General features: G+C 63.5%; 23 protein-coding genes and 1 tRNA gene. All 24 read left to right on the top strand.

Annotated features, from left to right (window positions below):
- Positions 1-109 precede the first annotated feature (109 nt).
- The 24 genes from N4J17_RS02190 to N4J17_RS02075 all read left to right on the top strand — a co-directional run bounded on the left by N4J17_RS02190 (position 110) and on the right by N4J17_RS02075 (position 18,784).
- On the top strand, positions 110-1,201 hold the full coding sequence (locus tag N4J17_RS02190; protein WP_198322269.1) for a M14 family zinc carboxypeptidase: 1,092 nt from the start codon (positions 110-112) through the stop codon (positions 1,199-1,201).
- Entirely contained in the window at positions 1,194-1,988 is a 795-nt protein-coding gene (locus tag N4J17_RS02185) for an alpha/beta fold hydrolase (protein ID WP_198322268.1), read from the top strand. Before N4J17_RS02190 ends, N4J17_RS02185 begins: the two co-directional genes overlap by 8 nt.
- Positions 1,989-2,260: 272 nt before the next feature.
- On the top strand, positions 2,261-2,710 hold the full coding sequence (locus N4J17_RS02180; protein ID WP_255527214.1) for a CinA family protein: 450 nt from the start codon (positions 2,261-2,263) through the stop codon (positions 2,708-2,710).
- Positions 2,688-3,260, top strand: coding sequence for an RNA 2',3'-cyclic phosphodiesterase (gene thpR, locus N4J17_RS02175; protein WP_198322267.1), 573 nt, complete (start codon positions 2,688-2,690; stop codon positions 3,258-3,260). Before N4J17_RS02180 ends, thpR begins: the two co-directional genes overlap by 23 nt.
- Positions 3,261-3,292: 32 nt before the next feature.
- Positions 3,293-4,336, top strand: coding sequence for a recombinase RecA (recA, locus tag N4J17_RS02170; RefSeq protein ID WP_198322266.1), 1,044 nt, complete (start codon positions 3,293-3,295; stop codon positions 4,334-4,336).
- Between the two features lie 50 nt (positions 4,337-4,386).
- Positions 4,387-4,803 carry a regulatory protein RecX gene (locus N4J17_RS02165; protein ID WP_198322265.1) on the top strand — a complete coding sequence of 139 codons (417 nt, stop codon included), beginning with the start codon at positions 4,387-4,389 and terminating at the stop codon, positions 4,801-4,803.
- 19 nt (positions 4,804-4,822) lie between these two features.
- Positions 4,823-7,426: an alanine--tRNA ligase gene (gene alaS, locus N4J17_RS02160; protein WP_198322264.1), complete on the top strand. Its 2,604-nt coding sequence runs from the start codon at positions 4,823-4,825 to the stop codon at positions 7,424-7,426.
- A gap of 34 nt (positions 7,427-7,460) precedes the next feature.
- The gene (locus tag N4J17_RS02155) at positions 7,461-8,690 is read left to right on the top strand and encodes an aspartate kinase (RefSeq protein WP_198322263.1); all 1,230 of its coding nucleotides are present in this window, start codon (positions 7,461-7,463) and stop codon (positions 8,688-8,690) included.
- A 150-nt stretch (positions 8,691-8,840) separates the two neighbouring features.
- Positions 8,841-9,035 (top strand): carbon storage regulator CsrA, encoded by a 195-nt coding sequence (gene csrA / locus N4J17_RS02150; RefSeq protein WP_198322262.1) that lies wholly within the window; start codon positions 8,841-8,843, stop codon positions 9,033-9,035.
- A 19-nt stretch (positions 9,036-9,054) separates the two neighbouring features.
- A tRNA-Ser gene (locus N4J17_RS02145) sits at positions 9,055-9,147 on the top strand.
- A 154-nt stretch (positions 9,148-9,301) separates the two neighbouring features.
- On the top strand, positions 9,302-9,556 hold the full coding sequence (gene rpsP / locus N4J17_RS02140; protein WP_198322261.1) for a 30S ribosomal protein S16: 255 nt from the start codon (positions 9,302-9,304) through the stop codon (positions 9,554-9,556).
- Positions 9,556-10,074, top strand: coding sequence for a ribosome maturation factor RimM (gene rimM, locus N4J17_RS02135; protein WP_198322260.1), 519 nt, complete (start codon positions 9,556-9,558; stop codon positions 10,072-10,074). The genes rpsP and rimM overlap by 1 nt, the downstream gene beginning before the upstream one ends.
- Positions 10,075-10,090: 16 nt before the next feature.
- Positions 10,091-10,846 (top strand): tRNA (guanosine(37)-N1)-methyltransferase TrmD, encoded by a 756-nt coding sequence (gene trmD, locus N4J17_RS02130; RefSeq protein ID WP_198322259.1) that lies wholly within the window; start codon positions 10,091-10,093, stop codon positions 10,844-10,846.
- A 4-nt stretch (positions 10,847-10,850) separates the two neighbouring features.
- Positions 10,851-11,195 carry a 50S ribosomal protein L19 gene (gene rplS, locus N4J17_RS02125; RefSeq protein WP_198322258.1) on the top strand — a complete coding sequence of 115 codons (345 nt, stop codon included), beginning with the start codon at positions 10,851-10,853 and terminating at the stop codon, positions 11,193-11,195.
- Between the two features lie 84 nt (positions 11,196-11,279).
- Positions 11,280-12,209, top strand: coding sequence for a site-specific tyrosine recombinase XerD (gene xerD / locus N4J17_RS02120; RefSeq protein WP_198322257.1), 930 nt, complete (start codon positions 11,280-11,282; stop codon positions 12,207-12,209).
- A 16-nt stretch (positions 12,210-12,225) separates the two neighbouring features.
- Positions 12,226-13,008: an acyl-ACP--UDP-N-acetylglucosamine O-acyltransferase gene (gene lpxA / locus N4J17_RS02115; protein WP_198322256.1), complete on the top strand. Its 783-nt coding sequence runs from the start codon at positions 12,226-12,228 to the stop codon at positions 13,006-13,008.
- Positions 13,009-13,033: 25 nt separating this feature from the next.
- Positions 13,034-13,969 carry a Gfo/Idh/MocA family protein gene (locus N4J17_RS02110; RefSeq protein ID WP_198322255.1) on the top strand — a complete coding sequence of 312 codons (936 nt, stop codon included), beginning with the start codon at positions 13,034-13,036 and terminating at the stop codon, positions 13,967-13,969.
- 21 nt (positions 13,970-13,990) lie between these two features.
- Entirely contained in the window at positions 13,991-15,085 is a 1,095-nt protein-coding gene (locus N4J17_RS02105; RefSeq protein WP_198322254.1) for a DegT/DnrJ/EryC1/StrS family aminotransferase, read from the top strand.
- Positions 15,078-16,232, top strand: a complete 1,155-nt coding sequence (gene lpxB / locus N4J17_RS02100) for a lipid-A-disaccharide synthase (RefSeq protein WP_198322253.1) — start codon at positions 15,078-15,080, stop codon at positions 16,230-16,232. The genes N4J17_RS02105 and lpxB overlap by 8 nt, the downstream gene beginning before the upstream one ends.
- A 73-nt stretch (positions 16,233-16,305) precedes the next feature.
- Positions 16,306-16,806 (top strand): GreA/GreB family elongation factor, encoded by a 501-nt coding sequence (locus tag N4J17_RS02095; protein WP_198322252.1) that lies wholly within the window; start codon positions 16,306-16,308, stop codon positions 16,804-16,806.
- Between the two features lie 12 nt (positions 16,807-16,818).
- Positions 16,819-17,556 carry a M48 family metallopeptidase gene (locus N4J17_RS02090; protein WP_198322251.1) on the top strand — a complete coding sequence of 246 codons (738 nt, stop codon included), beginning with the start codon at positions 16,819-16,821 and terminating at the stop codon, positions 17,554-17,556.
- Entirely contained in the window at positions 17,556-18,044 is a 489-nt protein-coding gene (locus N4J17_RS02085) for a protein disulfide oxidoreductase (RefSeq protein WP_198322250.1), read from the top strand. Before N4J17_RS02090 ends, N4J17_RS02085 begins: the two co-directional genes overlap by 1 nt.
- 219 nt (positions 18,045-18,263) lie before the next feature.
- Complete coding sequence (locus N4J17_RS02080; protein ID WP_232470325.1) at positions 18,264-18,407, top strand: N-6 DNA methylase; 144 nt, start codon at positions 18,264-18,266, stop codon at positions 18,405-18,407.
- Positions 18,408-18,430: 23 nt separating this feature from the next.
- On the top strand, positions 18,431-18,784 hold the full coding sequence (locus tag N4J17_RS02075) for a hypothetical protein (RefSeq protein WP_232470324.1): 354 nt from the start codon (positions 18,431-18,433) through the stop codon (positions 18,782-18,784).
- Positions 18,785-18,803: the final 19 nt, after the last annotated feature.

The following is an 18,803-nucleotide window of genomic DNA, read 5'->3' as shown; positions in this document are numbered from 1 at the left end:
AGGGGCGTCGTGGGATGCAGATTCTAACGTCAGCTGCTCCGGCATGCCATGAGGCCCGATCCCGCCATTCGGTTGACCCCCGCCTTCGGACGGCTACAATGCCCGCGCCATGATCGCATCCCACGAGCAGCTCTTCCGGACCGAAAACGACGCCGTGCCGCTCACGCGCAACCTGTTGCGCGGTCTGCCGGAGCTGCGCGAGATTCTGCTGCTGGTGGAACATCTGAAGGAGTTCCCGGAGCTCGGCCGGGTCGAAACCCTGGCGTGGTTGCGCCATGGCGAGGAAAGCTTCCCATTGCTTGCAATCAGCTTCGGGCCGACCGATCCTGCCACGCCGGCGCTGGCGCTGTTCGGCGGCGTGCACGGTCTCGAACGCATCGGTACCCGTGTGGTGATCGCCTATCTGCGCACCATCCTGGAACTCGCCCGCTGGGACGAGGTGACCCGGGAGATGCTGCGGAAGACCCGGCTGTTGATGGTGCCGCTGGTCAATCCCGTCGGAATGTATCTGAAGCGCCGTTCCAATGGCGAATTCGTCGACCTCATGCGCAACGCGCCGGTGCAGGCAGAGGGGCTTTCGCGCTGGCATCTGTTCGCGGGCCAGCGGCTGTCGCCGAGCCTGCCCTGGTACCAGGGTGCCGCCGATGCACCGATGCAAACCGAAGCGCAGGCATTGTGCGACTTCGTGCGGCGGGAAATCTTTCCGGCACGCATCGCCCTGAGCGTGGACGTCCACTCGGGCTATGGCCGGATCGACCGACTCTGGTTTCCTTATGCGAAGACGCGGGAGCCGTTTCCGAACCTGCCGGAAGCGGTGGCGCTCAAACACCTGCTCGACCGCACCCATCCCAACCACGTCTATTGCATGGAGCCGCAGTCCCGCCAGTACCTCGCCCACGGTGATTTGTGGGATTACCTTTACGACTGCTATCGGGAAGTACAGCCGGACGGCCAGTTCATCCCTTTCACGCTGGAGCTGGGCTCCTGGGCCTGGATCAGGAAGAACTGGAGCCAGTTGTTCTCCATTCTGGGCGTATTTAATCCGCGCATGCCGCACCGCGTGCGCCGCACCCTGCGTCGCCATCTGTTCCTGTTCGACCTGCTTTACCGGGCGGTGCGATCGCCTGGGCCGTGGACCGGCCTGGATCGCGGCGAGCGGCACCGGCTCATGCAGCAGGGTCTGGACTACTGGTATGTCTAAGACGACCGGGCCGGCGGAATGGGTGTTCATCCGCGGGCTGGTCCGGGAAAGCGCACATTGGGACGAGTTTCCGCACATGTTCGCCCGCGCCGTGCCGAATGCCTGCGTCCGTACGATCGACCTGCCCGGCAATGGCCGGCACTGGCGTCTGGACAGCCCGCTTTCCATACGGGAGGCGATGGAGTTCGCCCGCGCCGAACTCGGAACCAGTGCCGGCATGCCGCGCTATCTTCTGGCCCTGTCCCTCGGGGCGATGGTTGCCCTCGAATGGATCGCACGCCATCCCTGTGAAATCGCCGGCGCCGTGCTGATCAACACCAGCCTGAGCAGTCTGAGTCCGCTGTACCATCGCCTGAACTGGCGCGTCTGGCCGGAACTGGTGCGAGCGCTGCTGACGGCCGACGTTGCCGCGAGGGAGCGGGCCATCCTCCGCCTTACCAGCCGGTTCGCCGCTGACGATCCGTCCCGCGTCCAGTCGCGGGTCAACGCTTACCGGGAGCATCCGATCCGGCGGGCCAACGTATTCCGCCAGCTCTGGGCCGCGGCCCGCTATCGCCCCTCCGCCGATGCGCCCGCCGTTCCAGCCTTCCTGCTCGCCAGCCGGGACGACCGGCTGGTCAGTCCGGAATGTTCCGAAGCCATTGCACGGCACTGGGGATTGCCGTTGAAAATGCATCCGGACGCGGGACACGATCTGCCGCTGGATGACCCGGCTTGGACGATCGAAGCCGTTTTGGGCTGGCTGGAGACCGGGCCGCTAGGTCCAACGCGCGATGCCCCGGCGTGAATTGGACGGAACGGACAATCGATCGGGTTCTGGGGATGGCTCTGGACGCTGGAGTTCGGGCCCCATACGGAATGACAGAATAAGGGATTTAGGCTCAGCACTCACGGCTGGGCTGTGCGCTCGCTTCCGATCGGCGTAGGCTATGCCAGTGGCCGTTCCGGAGTCCTCGGCAAACGGCTGGATGTCGGTCACTGTCTGGCGAGATGGGAGGCGCAGTGGGCACGCGGGGCAATGAGGATTTGTACGCGCTGGCCGGGAAGGTCGGCCGACAGATGCAAGATAGGGGCTGCCGTCTGGTCACGGCCGAATCGTGCACCGGAGGCTGGATCGCCCAGTGTGTGACGTCCATCCCCGGCAGCTCGCGCTGGTTCGAGCGCGGCTTCGTGACTTATAGCAACGAATCCAAGCAGGAGCTGCTCGGCGTGCCGGCCGAGGTGATCGCCACGCGCGGGGCGGTGAGTGCGGAGACCGTGGCAGCCATGGTCGGCGGGGCGCTGGCGCACAGCCGGGCCGACTGCGCGGTGGCGGTCAGCGGCATCGCAGGGCCCGACGGGGGCAGTCCGGACAAGCCGGTGGGGACCGTCTGGCTGGCTTGGCAGTTGCGGGGAGCGGCGCCCGTCACGCGGTGTTTCCGGTTCGAGGGTGACCGGGAGTCGGTGCGGCGGCAAGCCGTGATGGCGGCCCTGGAAGGACTGATCGATGTCTGCACAGGCTCCTCTTGAGCCGCCGCTGCGGCTATTTTTTGCGATCTGGCCGGACGCCTGTGTTCGTGAGTCCTTGGGTAAGCTGGTTCGCCCCGTCCACCAGACAGTCAAAGGCCGCTGGGTGCACCCGGACAAGCTCCATCTTACTCTGGCGTTTCTGGGGGCGGTGCCGGCAGAACGTTTGCCGGCGCTGACCGTGATGATGGAGGAACTTGATCTGCCGCGGTTCGAGCTGGCGCTGGACCGGCTGGAATACTGGCAGCGTAACCGGGTGTTATGTCTGGGCGCAAGCGCCACCCCACCGCTTCTGCTCGAACTGGTCGGAATCCTGAATTCGAAGCTGAGTCAGGCGGGATTCCCCATCGAGCGGCGACCGTTCCGGCCACATCTGACGCTGGCGCGCAAGGCCGAGGCGGTCTGGTCCGCCATGTTATTGAAGCGACCCGTGACCTGGGTCGTGGACCGTCTCACCCTCGTCGAGTCACGCCTTTCCAGTGCCGGTCCGGTCTACATCGTGCACGCCGAAAAGCGGCTGCGGACTATGCCCGAAATGGCCGCTATGAAATAATGTCGATTTCCACTTTCGATGCAGTAACCCGGATGGACGAGAACAAACGTAAGGTCTTGGGTGCCGCTCTTTCCCAGATCGAGAAACAGTTCGGCAAGGGATCGGTGATGCGCATGGGCGATGTCGCGGCGGTCCGGGACATCGACGTGATTTCCACCGGTTCCCTGGCGCTGGACATCGCGCTGGGCTGCGGCGGTTTGCCGCGCGGCCGCATCGTAGAGATTTATGGGCCGGAATCCTCGGGCAAGACGACGCTGACTCTGGAGGTCATCGCCCAGGCGCAGAAGACCGGTGGCGTGGCGGCCTTCGTGGATGCCGAACATGCCTTGGATCCGGTTTATGCCGAAAAGATCGGAGTGAACCTTGACGAGCTGCTGGTCTCCCAGCCGGATACCGGCGAGCAGGCGCTGGAAATCGCGGACATGCTGGTGCGTTCCGGCGGCGTGGACGTCGTAGTGATCGACTCGGTGGCGGCACTGACGCCCAAGGCCGAACTCGAAGGTGAAATGGGCGATTCGCACATGGGCCTGCAGGCCCGGCTGATGTCACAGGCGTTGCGCAAGCTGACCGCCAACATCAAGCGCTCCAACACTCTGGTGATCTTCATCAACCAGATCCGCATGAAGATCGGCGTGATGTTCGGCAACCCGGAGACCACCACCGGCGGTAACGCGCTCAAGTTCTACGCCTCGGTGCGGCTGGACATCCGCCGTTCGGGTGCGATCAAGAACGGCGACGAGGTGATCGGGAATGAAACCCGCGTCAAGGTCGTAAAGAACAAGGTGGCTCCCCCGTTCCGCACTGCCGACTTCGAGATTCTCTACGGCGAGGGCGTCTCGCGTGAGGGCGAACTGATCGACCTCGGCGTGAACCACGACATCGTACAGAAGTCCGGCTCCTGGTACAGCTACGGCGGCGACCGCATCGGCCAGGGCAAGGACAACGTCCGGATCTATCTCAAGGAGCATCCGGAGGTTGCGGCCGCCATCGAGGCGGCCGTCCGCGAGAAGGCGCTGGCGGGGCTGAAGCATGCGGTGTCCCTGGAGCGCTCGGTGGTGGAAGAGAGCGGGTTCTGAACGAAACCGAAGACACGCTCGAAGCCGCCCGCGCGGTTTGCCTGCGGCTCTTGGCGCGGCGCGAGCACAGCCGGCTCGAACTCGAGCGCAAGCTCGCCGCCCGGGGTTTTGACTCCCCGACGATAGAAACCGTTCTGGCCGAATGCTCGGACCGGGGATGGCAGAGCGACGACCGTTTCGCCGAAAGCTTCGTCCGTGCCCGTCAGGCGAAAGGATACGGTGTCAACCGGATTCGGCACGAGCTGCGCCTGCGCGGCGTCGATGCCGACCTTGCGGCTCCGCAAGACTGGATGAGCGACATGGATCGTGTCTACACGAAAAAATATCGCGGAAAACTTGTGATGACGACGCCTCGAGAGCGGGCGTCACGGGCGAGATTTCTCGCGCAACGGGGTTTCACGTCCTCCCAGATCCGGGATTTTTTCGAGCGTCTGGGACTGGGCGGCGAATACCCGGACATTGATTGAAGACCTTGGTAAACCGAGCATGACCAGTGCGGAATTACGCGCCCGATTCCTGAAATTCTTCGCAGACCGCGGCCATACCATCGTGGCCTCCAGTTCGCTGGTGCCCGCCAGCGATCCCACCCTCCTGTTCACCAATGCCGGCATGGTGCAGTTCAAGGATGTATTCCTGGGGCGCGAGCACCGCCCCTATGCGCGCGCGGCCAGCGCGCAGCGCTGCGTACGCGCCGGCGGCAAACACAACGATCTGGAGAACGTCGGTTACACGGCGCGTCATCACACCTTCTTTGAGATGCTGGGCAATTTCAGCTTCGGCGACTATTTCAAGCGCGAAGCGATCGTCTACGCGTGGGAGTTCCTGACGGAGGCGCTCATGCTGCCTCCCGAGCGGCTATGGATCACGGTATATGCCGAGGACAAGGAAGCGGAGCGGATCTGGTTGGAAGAGATCGGTGTCGACCCCAGCCGCTTCACTCGTATCGCCTCGTCCGACAATTTCTGGTCCATGGGTGACACCGGTCCCTGCGGACCCTGCAGCGAGATTTTCTACGACCACGGCCCCTCCGTCGCCGGTGGCCCCCCGGGAACACCGGAACAAGACGGCGACCGCTACGTCGAAATCTGGAACCTGGTGTTCATGCAGTATGAGCGCGCCGCCGACGGGACGCTGACGCCCCTACCCAAGCCTTCGGTAGATACCGGCATGGGCTTGGAGCGGCTCGCGGCGGTAATGCAGCGGGTGCACAACAATTATGACATCGACCTGTTCCGCAATCTGGTCAAGGCGGCGGCCGAGCTGGCCGGTACGGCCGATCTCGACCAGAGTTCGCTGCGGGTGATCGCCGATCACATCCGCTCCTGCGCCTTCCTGGTCACCGATGGTGTACTTCCATCCAACGAAGGGAGGGGTTACGTCCTGCGCCGGATCATCCGCCGGGCGATCCGCCATGGCTACAAGCTCGGTATCCGCGAGCCGTTCTTCCACAAGCTGGTCGGGCCGCTCTGCGCGGAAATGGGCCAGGCCTACCCCGAGCTGGTCGCCGCTCGCCAGCGGGTCGAACAGGTTCTCAACAAAGAGGAGGAGCGTTTCGCCGAGACGCTGGAGCAGGGCATGAAGATACTCGAGGTCGCCATGCATGACCTGAGCGGTACGGTGATACCGGGCGACACAGCGTTCCAGCTCTACGACACCTACGGCTTCCCGGTCGATCTGACCGCGGATGTGGCGCGCGAACACGGCCTTAAGGTCGACATGGCCGGATTCGAGCGGGCCATGGAAGCCCAGCGCGAGCGGGCCCGGGCAGCCAGCCATTTCAGCGTGGACTATTCGCAGGAGATCCATCTCGACATGGCGTGCGAATTCACCGGTTACCGCAGTGCTGTCGAAGACACGCGGATCGTGGCGCTGCTGCGTGACGGTCAAGCCGTGGACCGGCTGGAGGCCGGCGATGACGGTGTGGTCGTGCTGGAAAAGACGCCGTTCTATGCCGAATCCGGCGGCCAGGTGGGTGACCGCGGCGTGATCCGCAGCGACGAGGCGGTGTTCGAGGTGGCGGACACCCGCAAGCAGGGCAACGACCTGATCCTGCATCGGGGAACGCTGCGCGAGGGGGTCCTGCTTCGGGGGGCGGCCTGCCGGGCCGAAGTGGAGCAATCCCTGCGCCAGGCCACCGCGTTGAACCACTCCGCCACGCACCTGCTGCATGCCGCGCTGCGGCGAGTGCTGGGCGAGCATGTCACGCAGAAAGGGTCCCTCGTCGACCCCGAACGGCTGCGGTTCGATTTTTCGCATTTCGAGCCTGTCACTCCTGCGCAGCTCGACGAAATCGAGCGTCTGGTCAACAGGGAAATCCGTCGCAATGCCGAAGTCACCGCAGAGGTCATGGCCAAGGATGCCGCGATGAAGCTCGGTGCCATGGCGCTGTTCGGCGAAAAATACGGTGACGAGGTGCGGGTGCTCAAGATCGGTGATTTTTCCACCGAGTTGTGCGGTGGCATCCACGCCCGCCGTGCCGGCGATATCGGCCTGTTCAAGATCGTGAGCGAAAGCGGCGTCGCCGCCGGCGTGCGCCGTATCGAAGCCGTCACCGGGGCGGCTGCAGTGGAGGCGGTCGAGGCGACGGAACGCTTGCTGCAACGATTGGCGGACCGCATGAAAGCCGGTCGCGATACACTGGAAGATCGGCTCGAGCAAATGTTCGAGAGGAACCGGGCGCTGGAGAAAGAGCTGGAACGGCTGAGGGCCAAGGCGGCCGGCGCGGCGGGTGCCGACCTGGTGTCCCGGGCGGTCGACATTGCAGGTGTCAAAGTGCTGGCTGCACGTGTCGACGATGCGGATGCCAAAACGCTGCGCGAACTGGTGGACCAGCTCAAGGACAAGCTGCGCAGCGCCGCCATCATTCTGGCGGCGGTGGAAGGCGAGAAGGTCTGCCTCGTCGCCGGTGTGACCAAGGACCAGATCGGGCGTATCCACGCCGGCGATTTGGTCAACAGCGTGGCGATTCGCGTCGGCGGCAAGGGTGGCGGGCGGCCGGACCTGGCCCAAGCGGGCGGCAATAGGCCGGAGGAATTGCAGAGCGCCCTTGACGGCGTTCCGGAGTGGGTGCGGCGTGTGCTCAATGCCTAGCCTCTTGGAGATTCGAACGTAACAGACATCGACCATGGCTTTATTTGTACACAAATACGGTGGCACCTCGGTCGGCTCGCCGGAGCGGATCAAGCATGTCGCGAACAACGTTATTCAGGCGCGCAGCCGGGGCGACGACATCATCGTCGTGGTGTCCGCCATGAGCGGCGAAACCAACCGGCTGGTGGCGCTGGCGCATGAAATGCACGAAAGGCCCAGTACCCGTGAAATGGATGTGCTGCTGGCCACCGGCGAGCAGGTCACGATCGCTCTGCTGAGCATGGCGCTGGAGGCGGCAGGGTGCCCGGCCTGTTCTTACACCGGTGGGCAGGTGAGGATCCTCACCGACGATGCACACACCAAGGCGCGCATCCTCGATATCGATACCGACCGCATCCGCAGTGATCTCGCGGCCGGACGCGTGGTCGTTGTGGCGGGTTTCCAGGGGATCACCGAGGCGGGTGACATCACCACCTTGGGGCGGGGCGGGTCCGATACCACCGCGGTCGCCCTCGCCGCTGCACTCAAGGCGGACGAATGCCTGATTTATACTGACGTGGATGGCGTCTATACCACTGACCCAAGGATCGAACCGAAAGCGCGCCGGCTGGACCGCATCACCTTCGAGGAAATGCTCGAAATGGCGAGCCTGGGGTCCAAGGTGCTGCAGATTCGTTCAGTCGAATTCGCCGGCAAATACAACGTCCCCTTGAGAGTATTGTCCAGTTTTTCAGCCGGTCCCGGCACATTGATTACTTACGAGGAAGCAAGTGTGGAAAAACCTTTGATCTCCGGTATCGCCTTCAATCGCGACGAAGCGAAACTGACCGTCAAGGGCGTACCGGACAAGCCGGGCGTGGCGTACCAGATCCTAGGGCCCGTCGCCCATGCCAACATCGAAGTGGACATGATCGTCCAGAACGTCTCAGAGGACGCGACGACCGATTTCACATTTACTGTCCATCGCAACGATTACCGCAAGGCGCTCGACATCTTGCAGGCGACTTGCACGGCCCTGGGTGCGCGCGAAGTGGCGGGAGACGACAAGATCGTGAAGGTATCGCTGGTGGGCGTGGGGATGCGCTCGCATGCCGGGATTGCCGCCCGGATGTTCGAAGCCCTGGCTTGGGAAGGTATCAACATACGGATGATATCGACTTCTGAAATCAAGATTTCCATCGTCGTGGACGAAAAATACCTCGAGCTGGCGGTGCGTACCCTGCACGAGGCATTCAATCTTGATCGCGAGCCGGAAGCGGTTTGAACCCGGAATCGGCCGAATCTTTATCCTTTGACCGAAAGCTGCTAAAATTGATCATCTGGTAGATTGATCGCGCCTGACGGGTGGGGGTTGGCAGCGCGGCAGCCGCGGCTCTTGTCAACTTGGTGTGGGCAATGGACAAAGGAAGGGTTTATGCTGATTTTGACTCGTAGAGTGGGTGAAACCCTGATGATTGGTGATGATGTGACCGTCACTGTTTTGGGTGTGAAGGGAAATCAAGTGCGCATCGGAGTCAATGCGCCGAAAGACGTGTCCGTTCATCGCGAAGAGATTTACGAAAGAATCAAGAAAGAGCAGCAGGCCGGTCCCGAGCAGGACAGCGATTGATTCCTTTCCCGTTTTCCCTGGAGAGATGGCCGAGAGGCTGAAGGCGCTCCCCTGCTAAGGGAGTATGCGGTCAAAAGCTGCATCGAGGGTTCGAATCCCTCTCTCTCCGCCAGTTCAGAATAAGCCCGGTGCCAGATGGTGACCGGGTTTTTCTTTCCCGCCCTTGTATTTTGCAGCGGACCGAGAGGGGCGGCAGGGCTTCACAATTCCTCAGGATCGCATACAATACAGGTTTTTCTCCGTACGGTTTGACTAGAGGCAAAGGCATGGTAAGCATTCGGTTGGCGCGTGGCGGCGCGAAGAAGCGTCCTTTTTATCACGTCGTGGTTGCGGAGAGCCGCAGCAAGCGTGATGGCCGTTACATTGAGCGCGTGGGGTTCTTCAATCCGATTGCACGGGGCCAGGAAGAGCGGTTGCGGCTGGATGAAGGCCGTATCGAGTACTGGATCGGTACCGGCGCCAAGGCTTCGGATCGGGTTATTTCGCTGATCAAGGAATTCAAAAAGCAGCAACAGGCTTGATGCCAGGAAGTTCCGGCAACGATCCGGCCGTCGTGGTGGGTCGGGTCGCCGGCGCCTTTGGCGTGAGAGGCTGGGTCAAGGCCGTTTCCTTCACCGATCCTCCCGTCAATTTGGTCGGTTACCGCCCTTGGACATTGCGGCGGGGTGATGTCGAGCGCACGGCCGATGTCCTGGAAGGTCGTGAACACGGCAACACCGTGATCGTGCGGCTGCAGGGCGTGGATACGCGTGAACAGGCCGAGGCGCTGAAGGGCTTCGAAGTGACGGTCCGCCGGAGCCAACTGCCGCCGCCGGCGCCGGGCGAATATTACCGCATCGACCTGATCGGCTTGAAGGTGGTCAACCTGGAAGGGGTGGCCTTGGGCGAGATCGTCGACGTGATGGAAACCGGTGCCAACGATGTGCTGGTGGTGCGGGGCGACCGCGAGCGGCTGTTGCCGTTTGTGCAGGGCGAATTCGTCAAATCCGTGAATCTGGAGGAGTCGCGGATGGTAGTGGACTGGGATCCCGGATTCTGAAGTAGCGGGTGGCTGCATGCGTTTCGACATCGTGACCCTGTTCCCGGAGATGGTCCGGGATGCGGCGCGGTACGGTGTCACCGGGCGGGCGCTCGCCGCCGGCAAGGTCTCCCTCGATGTGTGGAACCCCCGGGATTACACCCACGACCGTCATCGCACCGTGGACGACCGGCCTTACGGCGGTGGTCCCGGCATGGTGATGAAGGTGGAGCCCTTGCGGGATGCCATTCATGCGGCGAAGGGGCAGGCGGCCCCGGGGGCGCGGGTCGTGCTCATGAGTCCACAGGGCAGCCGGCTCGATCAAGCGGCGGTGCGCAGGTTCGCAGCGGCCCCGGGCCTGATCCTGGTGGCGGGACGCTACGAAGGCGTGGACGAGCGTCTCATCGAAACCGAGATCGACGAAGAGTGGTCGATCGGAGATTACGTGTTGAGCGGCGGCGAACTGCCGGCCCTGGTCGTCTTCGACGCGGTGGTGCGCCTCCTGCCGGGCGTGCTGGGCGACGCGGAATCGGCGGAGCAGGAGTCTCATGCCGAGGGTTTGCTGGATCATCCGCACTTCACCCGGCCGGAACGGGTGGCGGGGCGGGGCGTTCCCGCGGTGTTGCAAAGCGGCAACCATGCCGCGATCGGGCGCTGGCGCCTGAAGCAGGCACTGGGGAAAACATGGCTCAAGCGGCCGGATTTGCTGGCCTGCCGGGTGATGACTCCGGAGCAGAATGAGCTCCTGGATGAGTTCAAGCGGGAATTAGAAACTCAAAAGAATAGAGGTTAGTTTCATGAATATCATTCAACAGCTCGAATCCGAATGGATGAGCGGCAAGACCATTCCGGCGTTCGGCCCCGGCGATACCGTCGTGGTGCAAGTGAAGGTTAAGGAAGGCAACCGCGAGCGTCTGCAGGCTTTCGAAGGCATCGTCATCGCCAAGCGCAACCGCGGCTACAACTCCGCTTTCACTGTGCGCAAGGTCTCCCATGGCGAAGGCGTGGAGCGCGTGTTCCAGACCTACAGTCCGCAGGTCGAGGAAATCCAGGTCAAGCGGCGCGGCGACGTGCGGCGAGCGAAGCTGTACTATCTGCGTGACCGTGCCGGCAAGGCGGCCCGCATCAAGGAAAAGATCTGACGGATCGCGGGTCGTTTGCGCAGCCGGATCGGTCAATGAGAATGAAGGGCGGTTTTTCCGCCCTTTGTTTTTGATGGGGAGACTGTGAACGAGGCTCTACCCGATGCCGGGGAAATCCGCGAGGCCGACCGTTTGACGATCCGGCGCTTCATCGAGTCGCTCTGGGTGGAAGAGGGTTTGAGCCATAATACCCTCAAGGCCTACGGGAGCGATCTCAGTCTGTTCGCGGCCTGGCTGGCGAAGAACGGGCGTGCGGAGCTGACTGCGCTGACCGGGGAAGACGTCGAGGCTTATCTGGGCTGGAGGTACACTCAGAAAAGCAAGAGCCGGACTTCGGCGCGCGTACTTTCCTCCATCCGGCATTTCTGTGCGTACCGACTGCGACGGGGAGAGATCGCCGGTGATCCTTGTGCCTTGATAGCTCCGCCGAAGCTGGGCCGTTCCCTTCCCGACACACTGACAGAGTCGGAGGTCGAAGCTCTGTTGGCCGCGCCTGACGTCGAGACGCCGCTGGGCTTCCGCGACCGGGCCATGTTGGAAATGCTCTATGCCACCGGTTTGCGCGTCTCCGAGCTGGTCGGCTTGAGCTTCGGCCAAATCAGTCTGCGACAAGGGGTGGTCCGGGTCAGTGGCAAGGGGGACAAGGACCGGCTGGTGCCTGTCGGCGAGGAGGCGTTGGACTGGCTGGAGCGCTATCTCGACAAAGTGCGGCCGGTCACCCTGAAGGGCAGGCAGAGTGATTTCCTGTTCGTCACTGACCGGGGGGGGGCGATGACGCGCCAGGCCTTCTGGCATCTCATCAAGCGTTACGCCGGGCAGGCCGGGATTTCCAAGCCGCTGTCCCCCCATACCCTGCGTCATGCCTTCGCGACCCATCTGCTGAATCACGGCGCGGATCTCCGCGTCGTGCAAATGCTGCTCGGACACAGCGACCTGTCGACCACCCAGATCTATACCCATGTCGCCCAGGAGCGGCTCAAGGAACTGCATACCCGCTTCCATCCGCGGGGCTGAGTAGGAAAGCAAGAGAATGTCCAGCATCCATCCCACCGCATGTGTCGCGCCGACGGCCAAGCTCGGCGCCGACGTCTCCGTTGGACCTTTCGCTGTCGTCGAGGATTATGTCGAGCTCGGCGACGGTTGCCGGATCGGTGCCCACGCCGTGATTCACGCCTACGTCCGGATGGGGCGAGCGAACGTGGTCCATCCCCATGCCGTGCTCGGCGGTCTGCCGCAGGACCTGGGTTTCGATCCGGCTACGGAAACTTACGTCGAGCTCGGTGACGGCAATGTGTTACGCGAAGGCGTGACCATCAGCCGGGCCAGCCGGGGGGGTGGCTCGACCCGACTGGGATCGAACAACTACCTCATGAACAATGCCCACGTCGGTCACGATTGTGTGCTGGGTGACTACAACATCCTGGCCAGCGGCGCCACGCTGGGGGGGCACTGCCGGGTGGACGACCGGGTATTTTTCGGCGGCGGGGTGATGGTGCATCAGTTCTGCCGGATCGGTAGTCTCGCGATGCTGCAGGGACTGGCCGGGATCAACAAGGATGTGATCCCTTATACCCTGGTCGGCGGTCGTCCCGGCAAGCACTATCGCCTCAATCTGATCGGTATGCGCCGGGCCGGCATCGACGGCGATCGGCTCAAGGCTGTCTCCGCGGCCTTCCGCCGCCTGCGCGCCCGGGCGATGCTCGACGGTCTGCCCGACACTCCGGAACTGGCCTATCTCCGTGCTTGGTGTGGCGCGGGTTCCAAGCGCGGCACCCTCGCATTCTTCGAGCTGGAATCGCGCGATCCGGACTGATCCAGAAACACCTAAGGTTGCTTCCATGAATCCTTTGAAATGTGCCGTGATCGGCGTGGGCTATCTCGGCAAGTTCCATGCGGAAAAATATGCTGCCCTGCCGGGCTGCGAACTGGTCGCCGTGGTCGACGCCGATCCCATCACCGCGGCGGAGATCGGCGACCGTCTGGGCGTCGAAGGACTGACCGACTACCGCGCCCTGCTGGGTAAGGTGGATGCAGTGAGCGTCGTGGTGCCCACCAGTCTGCACCACCGCGTCGCCCGGGACTTTCTCGAAGCCGGAGCGCATGTGCTGGTGGAGAAACCCATTACCGTGACGGTGGAGGAGGCCGACGAGCTGATCCGGCTCGCCAGGGAAAAGCAGCGTGTTCTCATGGTCGGCCACCTGGAGCGCTTCAATGCCGCCGTTTTGGGGCTGGACCTCGATCACCACAAGCCGCTGTTCATCGAGTCGCACCGACTGGCGCCATTCAAACCCCGTGCCAATGACGTCAGCGTGGTGCTGGACCTGATGATCCACGACATCGACATCATCCTCGACCTGGTTGACTCCGAGGTCGAGCGGATCGATGCCAAAGGCGTGGCCGTCCTCACCGGGGACATCGACATCGCCAATGCCCGGCTCCAGTTCAAGAGCGGCTGCATCGCCAATGTTACCGCCAGCCGGGTGAGTCTGAAGGTCGAGCGCAAGATGCGGATGTTCATGCCCAATGCCTATGTCTCGGTTGATTTCCAGAATCGCGTGCTGGCCCGCCACCGCAAAGGCGACGGCGAGATGTTCCCCGGCGTGCCGGAAATACTCAGCGAAGAATCGGTGTTCGAGAACGGGGATGCCCTGATGGAGGAGATTCGCCACTTCCTCGATTGCATCCGGGAAAACCACGAGCCGCTGGTGTCCGGCCAGGCCGGCCGGCGCGCCCTGGCGACCGCCACCGAAATCACGAATCTGCTCAAAGCTTGAGAACGTTAGGAGTTGTGCCTCATGATCCCCATGGTTGACCTCAAGACCCAGTATGCCCGCCTGAAGCCGGAAATCGACCAGGGCCTCGTGGATGCGCTGGAGTCCTGTGCCTTCGTACTCGGTCCGAACGTCCAGTCCTTCGAGAAGGAGGCCGCCGGCTACCTGGGCGTGAAGCATGCCATCGGGGTGGCCTCCGGAACCGATGCCCTGCATCTGGCGCTCTTGGCTGCCGGCATCGGCGAGGGCGACGAGGTTATCACCTCGCCCTTCACCTTCATCGCGACGGCGGAAGCGATCCGCTACGTCGGCGCCAGGCCGGTGTTCGTCGACATCGACCCCCGAACCTTCAATCTTTGTCCTGCGGAGGTCGAAGCGGCGGTGACCTCCAAGACTCGTGCCATCATGCCGGTGCACTTGTTCGGCCAGCCGGCCGACATGCCGCGGCTGCAGTTTATCGCCGACCGTCACGGGCTGAAGATCGTCGAAGACTGCGCGCAGTCCTTCGGCGCCACCATCGGCGGCCGCCAGACCGGCAGTTTTGGGGTGAGTTCCGGTTTCAGCTTCTTCCCCAGCAAGAATCTCGGCTGCTACGGCGACGGCGGCCTGGTGACGACCGACTCGGATGAGGTGGCAGAGCAGGTCAAGATGCTGCGCAACCACGGCTCGAAGGTGCGCTACTACCACGACGTGATCGGCTACAACAGCCGGCTGGACGAGCTGCAGGCGGTGGTGCTGCGGGTCAAGCTCAAATACATCGACGAATTCAACGCCAACCGCCGGCGGGTGGCCCATCTGTATTCGGAACTCCTGGGCGACCTCGTCGAAGTGCCGTACGAGGATGGCATCGGCCAGCACGTCTACCACCAATACACGCTGCTGAGCGACCGCCGTGACGCCATCCTGGAGGCGCTGCAGCAAGCCGGCATCGGCTGCGCGATCTACTATCCCGTGCCGCTGCACCGGCAGAATGTGTTCGCGCAGGACTACGCTGACCTCAGTCTGCCGGTGTGCGAGGCGGTGGCGGCGCGCTGCGTTTCGCTGCCGATCTTCCCCGAGCTGGCGGAAGCAGACATCCGCAAGATCGCGGCTGTCGTGCGTCAGGCAGTGAATGGCTGAGCGTGCTCCGCTGGTGATGCTGGTCGCGGGGGAGTCCTCCGGTGATCAGCATGCCGCTGCCATGTTCCGCGAACTCCGGACCTTGATTCCGCAAGTCCGCGGCATCGGGATGGGTGGCCCGGCCATGCGCGAGGCCGGCATCGACATCCGGGTCGATTCCACCGGGCTGGGCGTCATCGGTCTGGCCGAGATCGCCCGTCATTACGGTGAGATCCGCCGGGCGCTCGAGGCCATGAAGATGCTGGCCCGCACCGAGCGACCAGATCTTTTGGTCTGTGTCGACTATAAGGAGTTCAATTTCCGGCTGGCCCGGGCCGCCAAGGCCGCCGGCATCAAGGTGCTGTTCTACGTCAGCCCGCAGGTGTGGGCGTGGCGGCCGGGACGGGTCAAGAGTTATGGCCGGGCGATCGACCACATGGCCGTGATCTTTCCGTTCGAATTGCCCTTCTATGAACGGCATGGCATTCCAGTGACCTATGTCGGTCATCCTCTTGCTGGGAAGATCGCGCCGGTGGCTGACAAAGGGAAGGTGCGGCGGGAGCTGGGAATGGACGGGCCTGGTCCCCTGATCGGCCTGCTGCCGGGCAGCCGGGGTAATGAAATCCGCCGGCTGCTGCCGATGCTGCTGCAGACCGCAGTGCGGATCGCCGGGGAGCGGTCGGATGCCCGGTTCGTGCTGATCCAGGCGCCATCGGTCGCCGACGGGCTGTTGGCCGCCGATCTGGAGACGGCGCCGGTGCCGGTCCGGGTCGTCAAGGACCGCCGGCACGATGCCTTGGGCTGCTGCGACGCTGTCATTACCACCTCAGGCACGGCGACCCTGGAAGTCGCCCTTCTCGGCGTGCCTATGGCCATCGTCTACAAGCTGGCACCGTTGAGCTATTGGCTCGGAAGGCTGCTGGTGACCATCCCGTTCATCGGTCTGCCCAACATCTTGGCGGGGCGCAGGATCGTTGAGGAGTTCATCCAGCACGCAGCCAATGCGGAAGTGGTCGGCGGCGAGATACTGCGGATCCTGAATGATCCGGCCTATGCCCAGCGGATCCGGGACGATCTGGCGGAGGTGAGGGCCCTGCTGGGCGAAGGCGGAGGTTCCCGGCGTCTGGCCGAACTGGCCGCGGATTTGCTTGAACGGTCGGTCCGGTAGCGGTGCATTTGTTTACCGCTGTCTGAAGGAGTATTCTCGCAAGCCGTTTTTTTACTCAACCCGAAATGAACTCATGAGCCGTGCATTCGTCAAGGAAACCGACGGTGAAGAGCGGGCTGATGGGGCGCCGGAGCGCCCCATCAGCCCGCATCCGAACTACGTGACACCGGCTGGGCTGGCTCAGCTCCAGGCCAGGGTCGCGGAGCTTTCGGCCGAACGGCAGCGCCTGCTGGGCGACGAATCGGTCGCCGCGAAACAGCAGCTTCACCGTATCGAGCGCGAACTGCGCTATTACGACGAGCGGGTCATCAGCGCCATCCCGGTCGATCCCGCTGGCCAAGCCTGCGACCGGGTCCATTTCGGAGCGACAGTCGAGGTGGAGGACGAGGCCGGCCATGTGCAGCGCTATTCCATCGTCGGTGAAGATGAGGCGGACGCGGCCCACGGTAAGATCAGCTGGGTGTCGCCTCTGGCCAGGGCGCTGCTGAATGCGGAGGTCGGCGATATGGTCACTTGGAAGCGGCCAGCCGGCGACAAGGAACTTCATATCCTCGCCATCCATCCTTACCGCTAGCTCTCTTTTGCCATGGAGCATGCCCTGCCGCCCTACCGCCTTCGCCGTAGCCCGCGTGCCAAGTATCTACGGCTGCTGATACGCCCCGACGGCATCGAAGTGGTGGCCCCCGCGGGGCTGTCCGACGCGACGGTGCTGGCCTTCGTCCGCCAACACAGCGGTTGGGCCCAGGCGAGGCTGGAAGAATTGCGGGCACGGCTGGCCGGCCTGCGCCAGAGCCGGGGCGAGCACTTCCCGGCGGAAGGCGGCAGCGTGCCACTGGAGGGGCGGGAAACGCCGCTGTTCATCGAGGAAACGGCCGGCAGCCGGATCCGGATTTCCCTGGAAGGGGGGGGGCTGCGCCTGATCCTGCCCCAAACCTGCGGAGCCGAACGGGACCGTTACGTCCGCCAGGCTTTGTTCGGGTGGATGAAGCGCCGGCTGCCTGGTCGCGTGACCGAACTGATTGAGCGGCATGCCCCGCTGCACGGGCTTTATCCGCGTCAGTTGCGCATCAAGAGCATGCGCACCCGCTGGGGGAGCTGCGGCCCGGCGAACGACGTGAATCTCAACTGGCTGCTGGGACTGGCGCCGCTTTCGGTCCTGGAGTACGTGGTTGTGCATGAACTCTGCCACATCCGCCATCGCAATCACTCGCGCGATTTCTGGGAGCTGGTGGCGGCCCATCTGCCGAACTGGCGGCAGGAACGCCAGTGGCTCAAGACCCACGGCGGCGGCCTGATCCAACGCTTCGATCCGGCGTTCCGGTGATGGCCGTCCGCTGGCGCAGGATGCTGGGGTGGGGTGCGGTCGTCGCCCTGTTCTTCGCGGCGCAGGGGTTCCTCAACCGCGACATGGCTTCGGGGCCCGCTCCCGCCATCGAGAGCCGCTTCCTGGATGGTTCCCCGGCCTCCCTGGACAGCTTGCGCGGCCGGCCTGCCATCGTCTACTTCTGGGCAAGCTGGTGCCCGATCTGCGGGGCGATGGAGGACAAGATCGAAAGCCTTGCCGGCGACCATGCGGTCATCACCGTCGCCTATCAGTCCGGCGATGCGGCGGAGGTGGCGCGTCATGTCACTGAGCGGCGCTTGGACTGGCTGGTCGTACCCGATCCGGACGGCACCATAGGTGCGACTTACGGCATCCGCGGTGTGCCGGCGTTTTTCGTCCTCGGACCGGACGGCACGATCCGTTCCCGCAGCGTGGGTTTCACGCCGGAGTGGCTGCTGCGCCTGCGGCTGTGGCTTGCGGCGGGTTAAGCGCCGCAGGTCGGCGACATCGCACTTTCAGTCGGCAAAGGGGCCTTCAAATCAGAAGGCTGACAAGGACTATCAAACCCCGAAGGCCTAGCCCGAAAGACCATCGACAAGTTGCTGACCGCGGCTGGCTGGCATGTCGTCAATGCCGACCGCGCCAACATCCACGCTGCAGGCGCCCAATTTCGCTCCCGGCGAAATTGTCAGGCCATTGCGGAGGTCATGGCCCCGAAGCCCGGCGAGACCGTGAGCGATCCAGTCTGCGGCGCCGGCGGCTTCCTGGTCGCGGCGCACGACTATGTGGTTAGGCACAACCCGAACTTGAGCCGTGACCTGCGCAAGCAACTCAAGGAGGAAACCTTCTGAAGCGGGAAGACCTGGACGATTTCGTGGCGTGTTATTTCGGCCTCTCGACCGACCAGGCCCTAGCGCTGCGGGACCCCCATAATTCCAGCTTGCCGCCTTCGCTCACGCGGCTGATGCGCGCTCCCACCTGGTCTGCCGAAAAGCCCGACGGCCGTTGGCGCGGCTACGCCTACGAGGAACTCGTCAACCGGGATAAGTCCAATCTGGACATTTTCTGGCTGAAGGACGCGTCGCTGTCGGATTTCGACAACCTCTCCGCGCCGGAGGTGATCGCTCAGGAGATCGTGGCGGAGCTGGAAGCGGCTTTGGAGCAGTTCCGGCTGATCGGAGCGGATCTCGGGGAGGAAGATGACCGGCTGGAATCGGCATTCGGCTGAGCGTGAACCCTGCGAATGG

Origin of the sequence: Methylococcus capsulatus, from assembly GCF_036864975.1 — a bacterium.
GTDB lineage: Bacteria > Pseudomonadota > Gammaproteobacteria > Methylococcales > Methylococcaceae > Methylococcus.
This window is presented reverse-complemented; position numbering and strand designations above follow the sequence as displayed.

What these genes read in the sequence shown, in the direction of transcription:
- N4J17_RS02190 (WP_198322269.1), top strand. Translation starts at nt 110, where the DNA reads ATGATCGCATCCCACGAGCAGCTCTTCCGGACCGAAAACGACGCCGTG.
- N4J17_RS02185 (WP_198322268.1), top strand. Translation starts at nt 1,194, where the DNA reads ATGTCTAAGACGACCGGGCCGGCGGAATGGGTGTTCATCCGCGGGCTG.
- N4J17_RS02180 (WP_255527214.1), top strand. Translation starts at nt 2,261, where the DNA reads ATGCAAGATAGGGGCTGCCGTCTGGTCACGGCCGAATCGTGCACCGGA.
- thpR (WP_198322267.1), top strand. Translation starts at nt 2,688, where the DNA reads ATGTCTGCACAGGCTCCTCTTGAGCCGCCGCTGCGGCTATTTTTTGCG.
- recA (WP_198322266.1), top strand. Translation starts at nt 3,293, where the DNA reads ATGGACGAGAACAAACGTAAGGTCTTGGGTGCCGCTCTTTCCCAGATC.
- alaS (WP_198322264.1), top strand. Translation starts at nt 4,823, where the DNA reads ATGACCAGTGCGGAATTACGCGCCCGATTCCTGAAATTCTTCGCAGAC.
- N4J17_RS02155 (WP_198322263.1), top strand. Translation starts at nt 7,461, where the DNA reads ATGGCTTTATTTGTACACAAATACGGTGGCACCTCGGTCGGCTCGCCG.
- csrA (WP_198322262.1), top strand. Translation starts at nt 8,841, where the DNA reads ATGCTGATTTTGACTCGTAGAGTGGGTGAAACCCTGATGATTGGTGAT.
- rpsP (WP_198322261.1), top strand. Translation starts at nt 9,302, where the DNA reads ATGGTAAGCATTCGGTTGGCGCGTGGCGGCGCGAAGAAGCGTCCTTTT.
- rimM (WP_198322260.1), top strand. Translation starts at nt 9,556, where the DNA reads ATGCCAGGAAGTTCCGGCAACGATCCGGCCGTCGTGGTGGGTCGGGTC.
- trmD (WP_198322259.1), top strand. Translation starts at nt 10,091, where the DNA reads ATGCGTTTCGACATCGTGACCCTGTTCCCGGAGATGGTCCGGGATGCG.
- rplS (WP_198322258.1), top strand. Translation starts at nt 10,851, where the DNA reads ATGAATATCATTCAACAGCTCGAATCCGAATGGATGAGCGGCAAGACC.
- lpxA (WP_198322256.1), top strand. Translation starts at nt 12,226, where the DNA reads ATGTCCAGCATCCATCCCACCGCATGTGTCGCGCCGACGGCCAAGCTC.
- N4J17_RS02110 (WP_198322255.1), top strand. Translation starts at nt 13,034, where the DNA reads ATGAATCCTTTGAAATGTGCCGTGATCGGCGTGGGCTATCTCGGCAAG.
- N4J17_RS02105 (WP_198322254.1), top strand. Translation starts at nt 13,991, where the DNA reads ATGATCCCCATGGTTGACCTCAAGACCCAGTATGCCCGCCTGAAGCCG.
- lpxB (WP_198322253.1), top strand. Translation starts at nt 15,078, where the DNA reads ATGGCTGAGCGTGCTCCGCTGGTGATGCTGGTCGCGGGGGAGTCCTCC.
- N4J17_RS02095 (WP_198322252.1), top strand. Translation starts at nt 16,306, where the DNA reads ATGAGCCGTGCATTCGTCAAGGAAACCGACGGTGAAGAGCGGGCTGAT.
- N4J17_RS02090 (WP_198322251.1), top strand. Translation starts at nt 16,819, where the DNA reads ATGGAGCATGCCCTGCCGCCCTACCGCCTTCGCCGTAGCCCGCGTGCC.
- N4J17_RS02085 (WP_198322250.1), top strand. Translation starts at nt 17,556, where the DNA reads ATGGCCGTCCGCTGGCGCAGGATGCTGGGGTGGGGTGCGGTCGTCGCC.
- N4J17_RS02080 (WP_232470325.1), top strand. Translation starts at nt 18,264, where the DNA reads ATGGCCCCGAAGCCCGGCGAGACCGTGAGCGATCCAGTCTGCGGCGCC.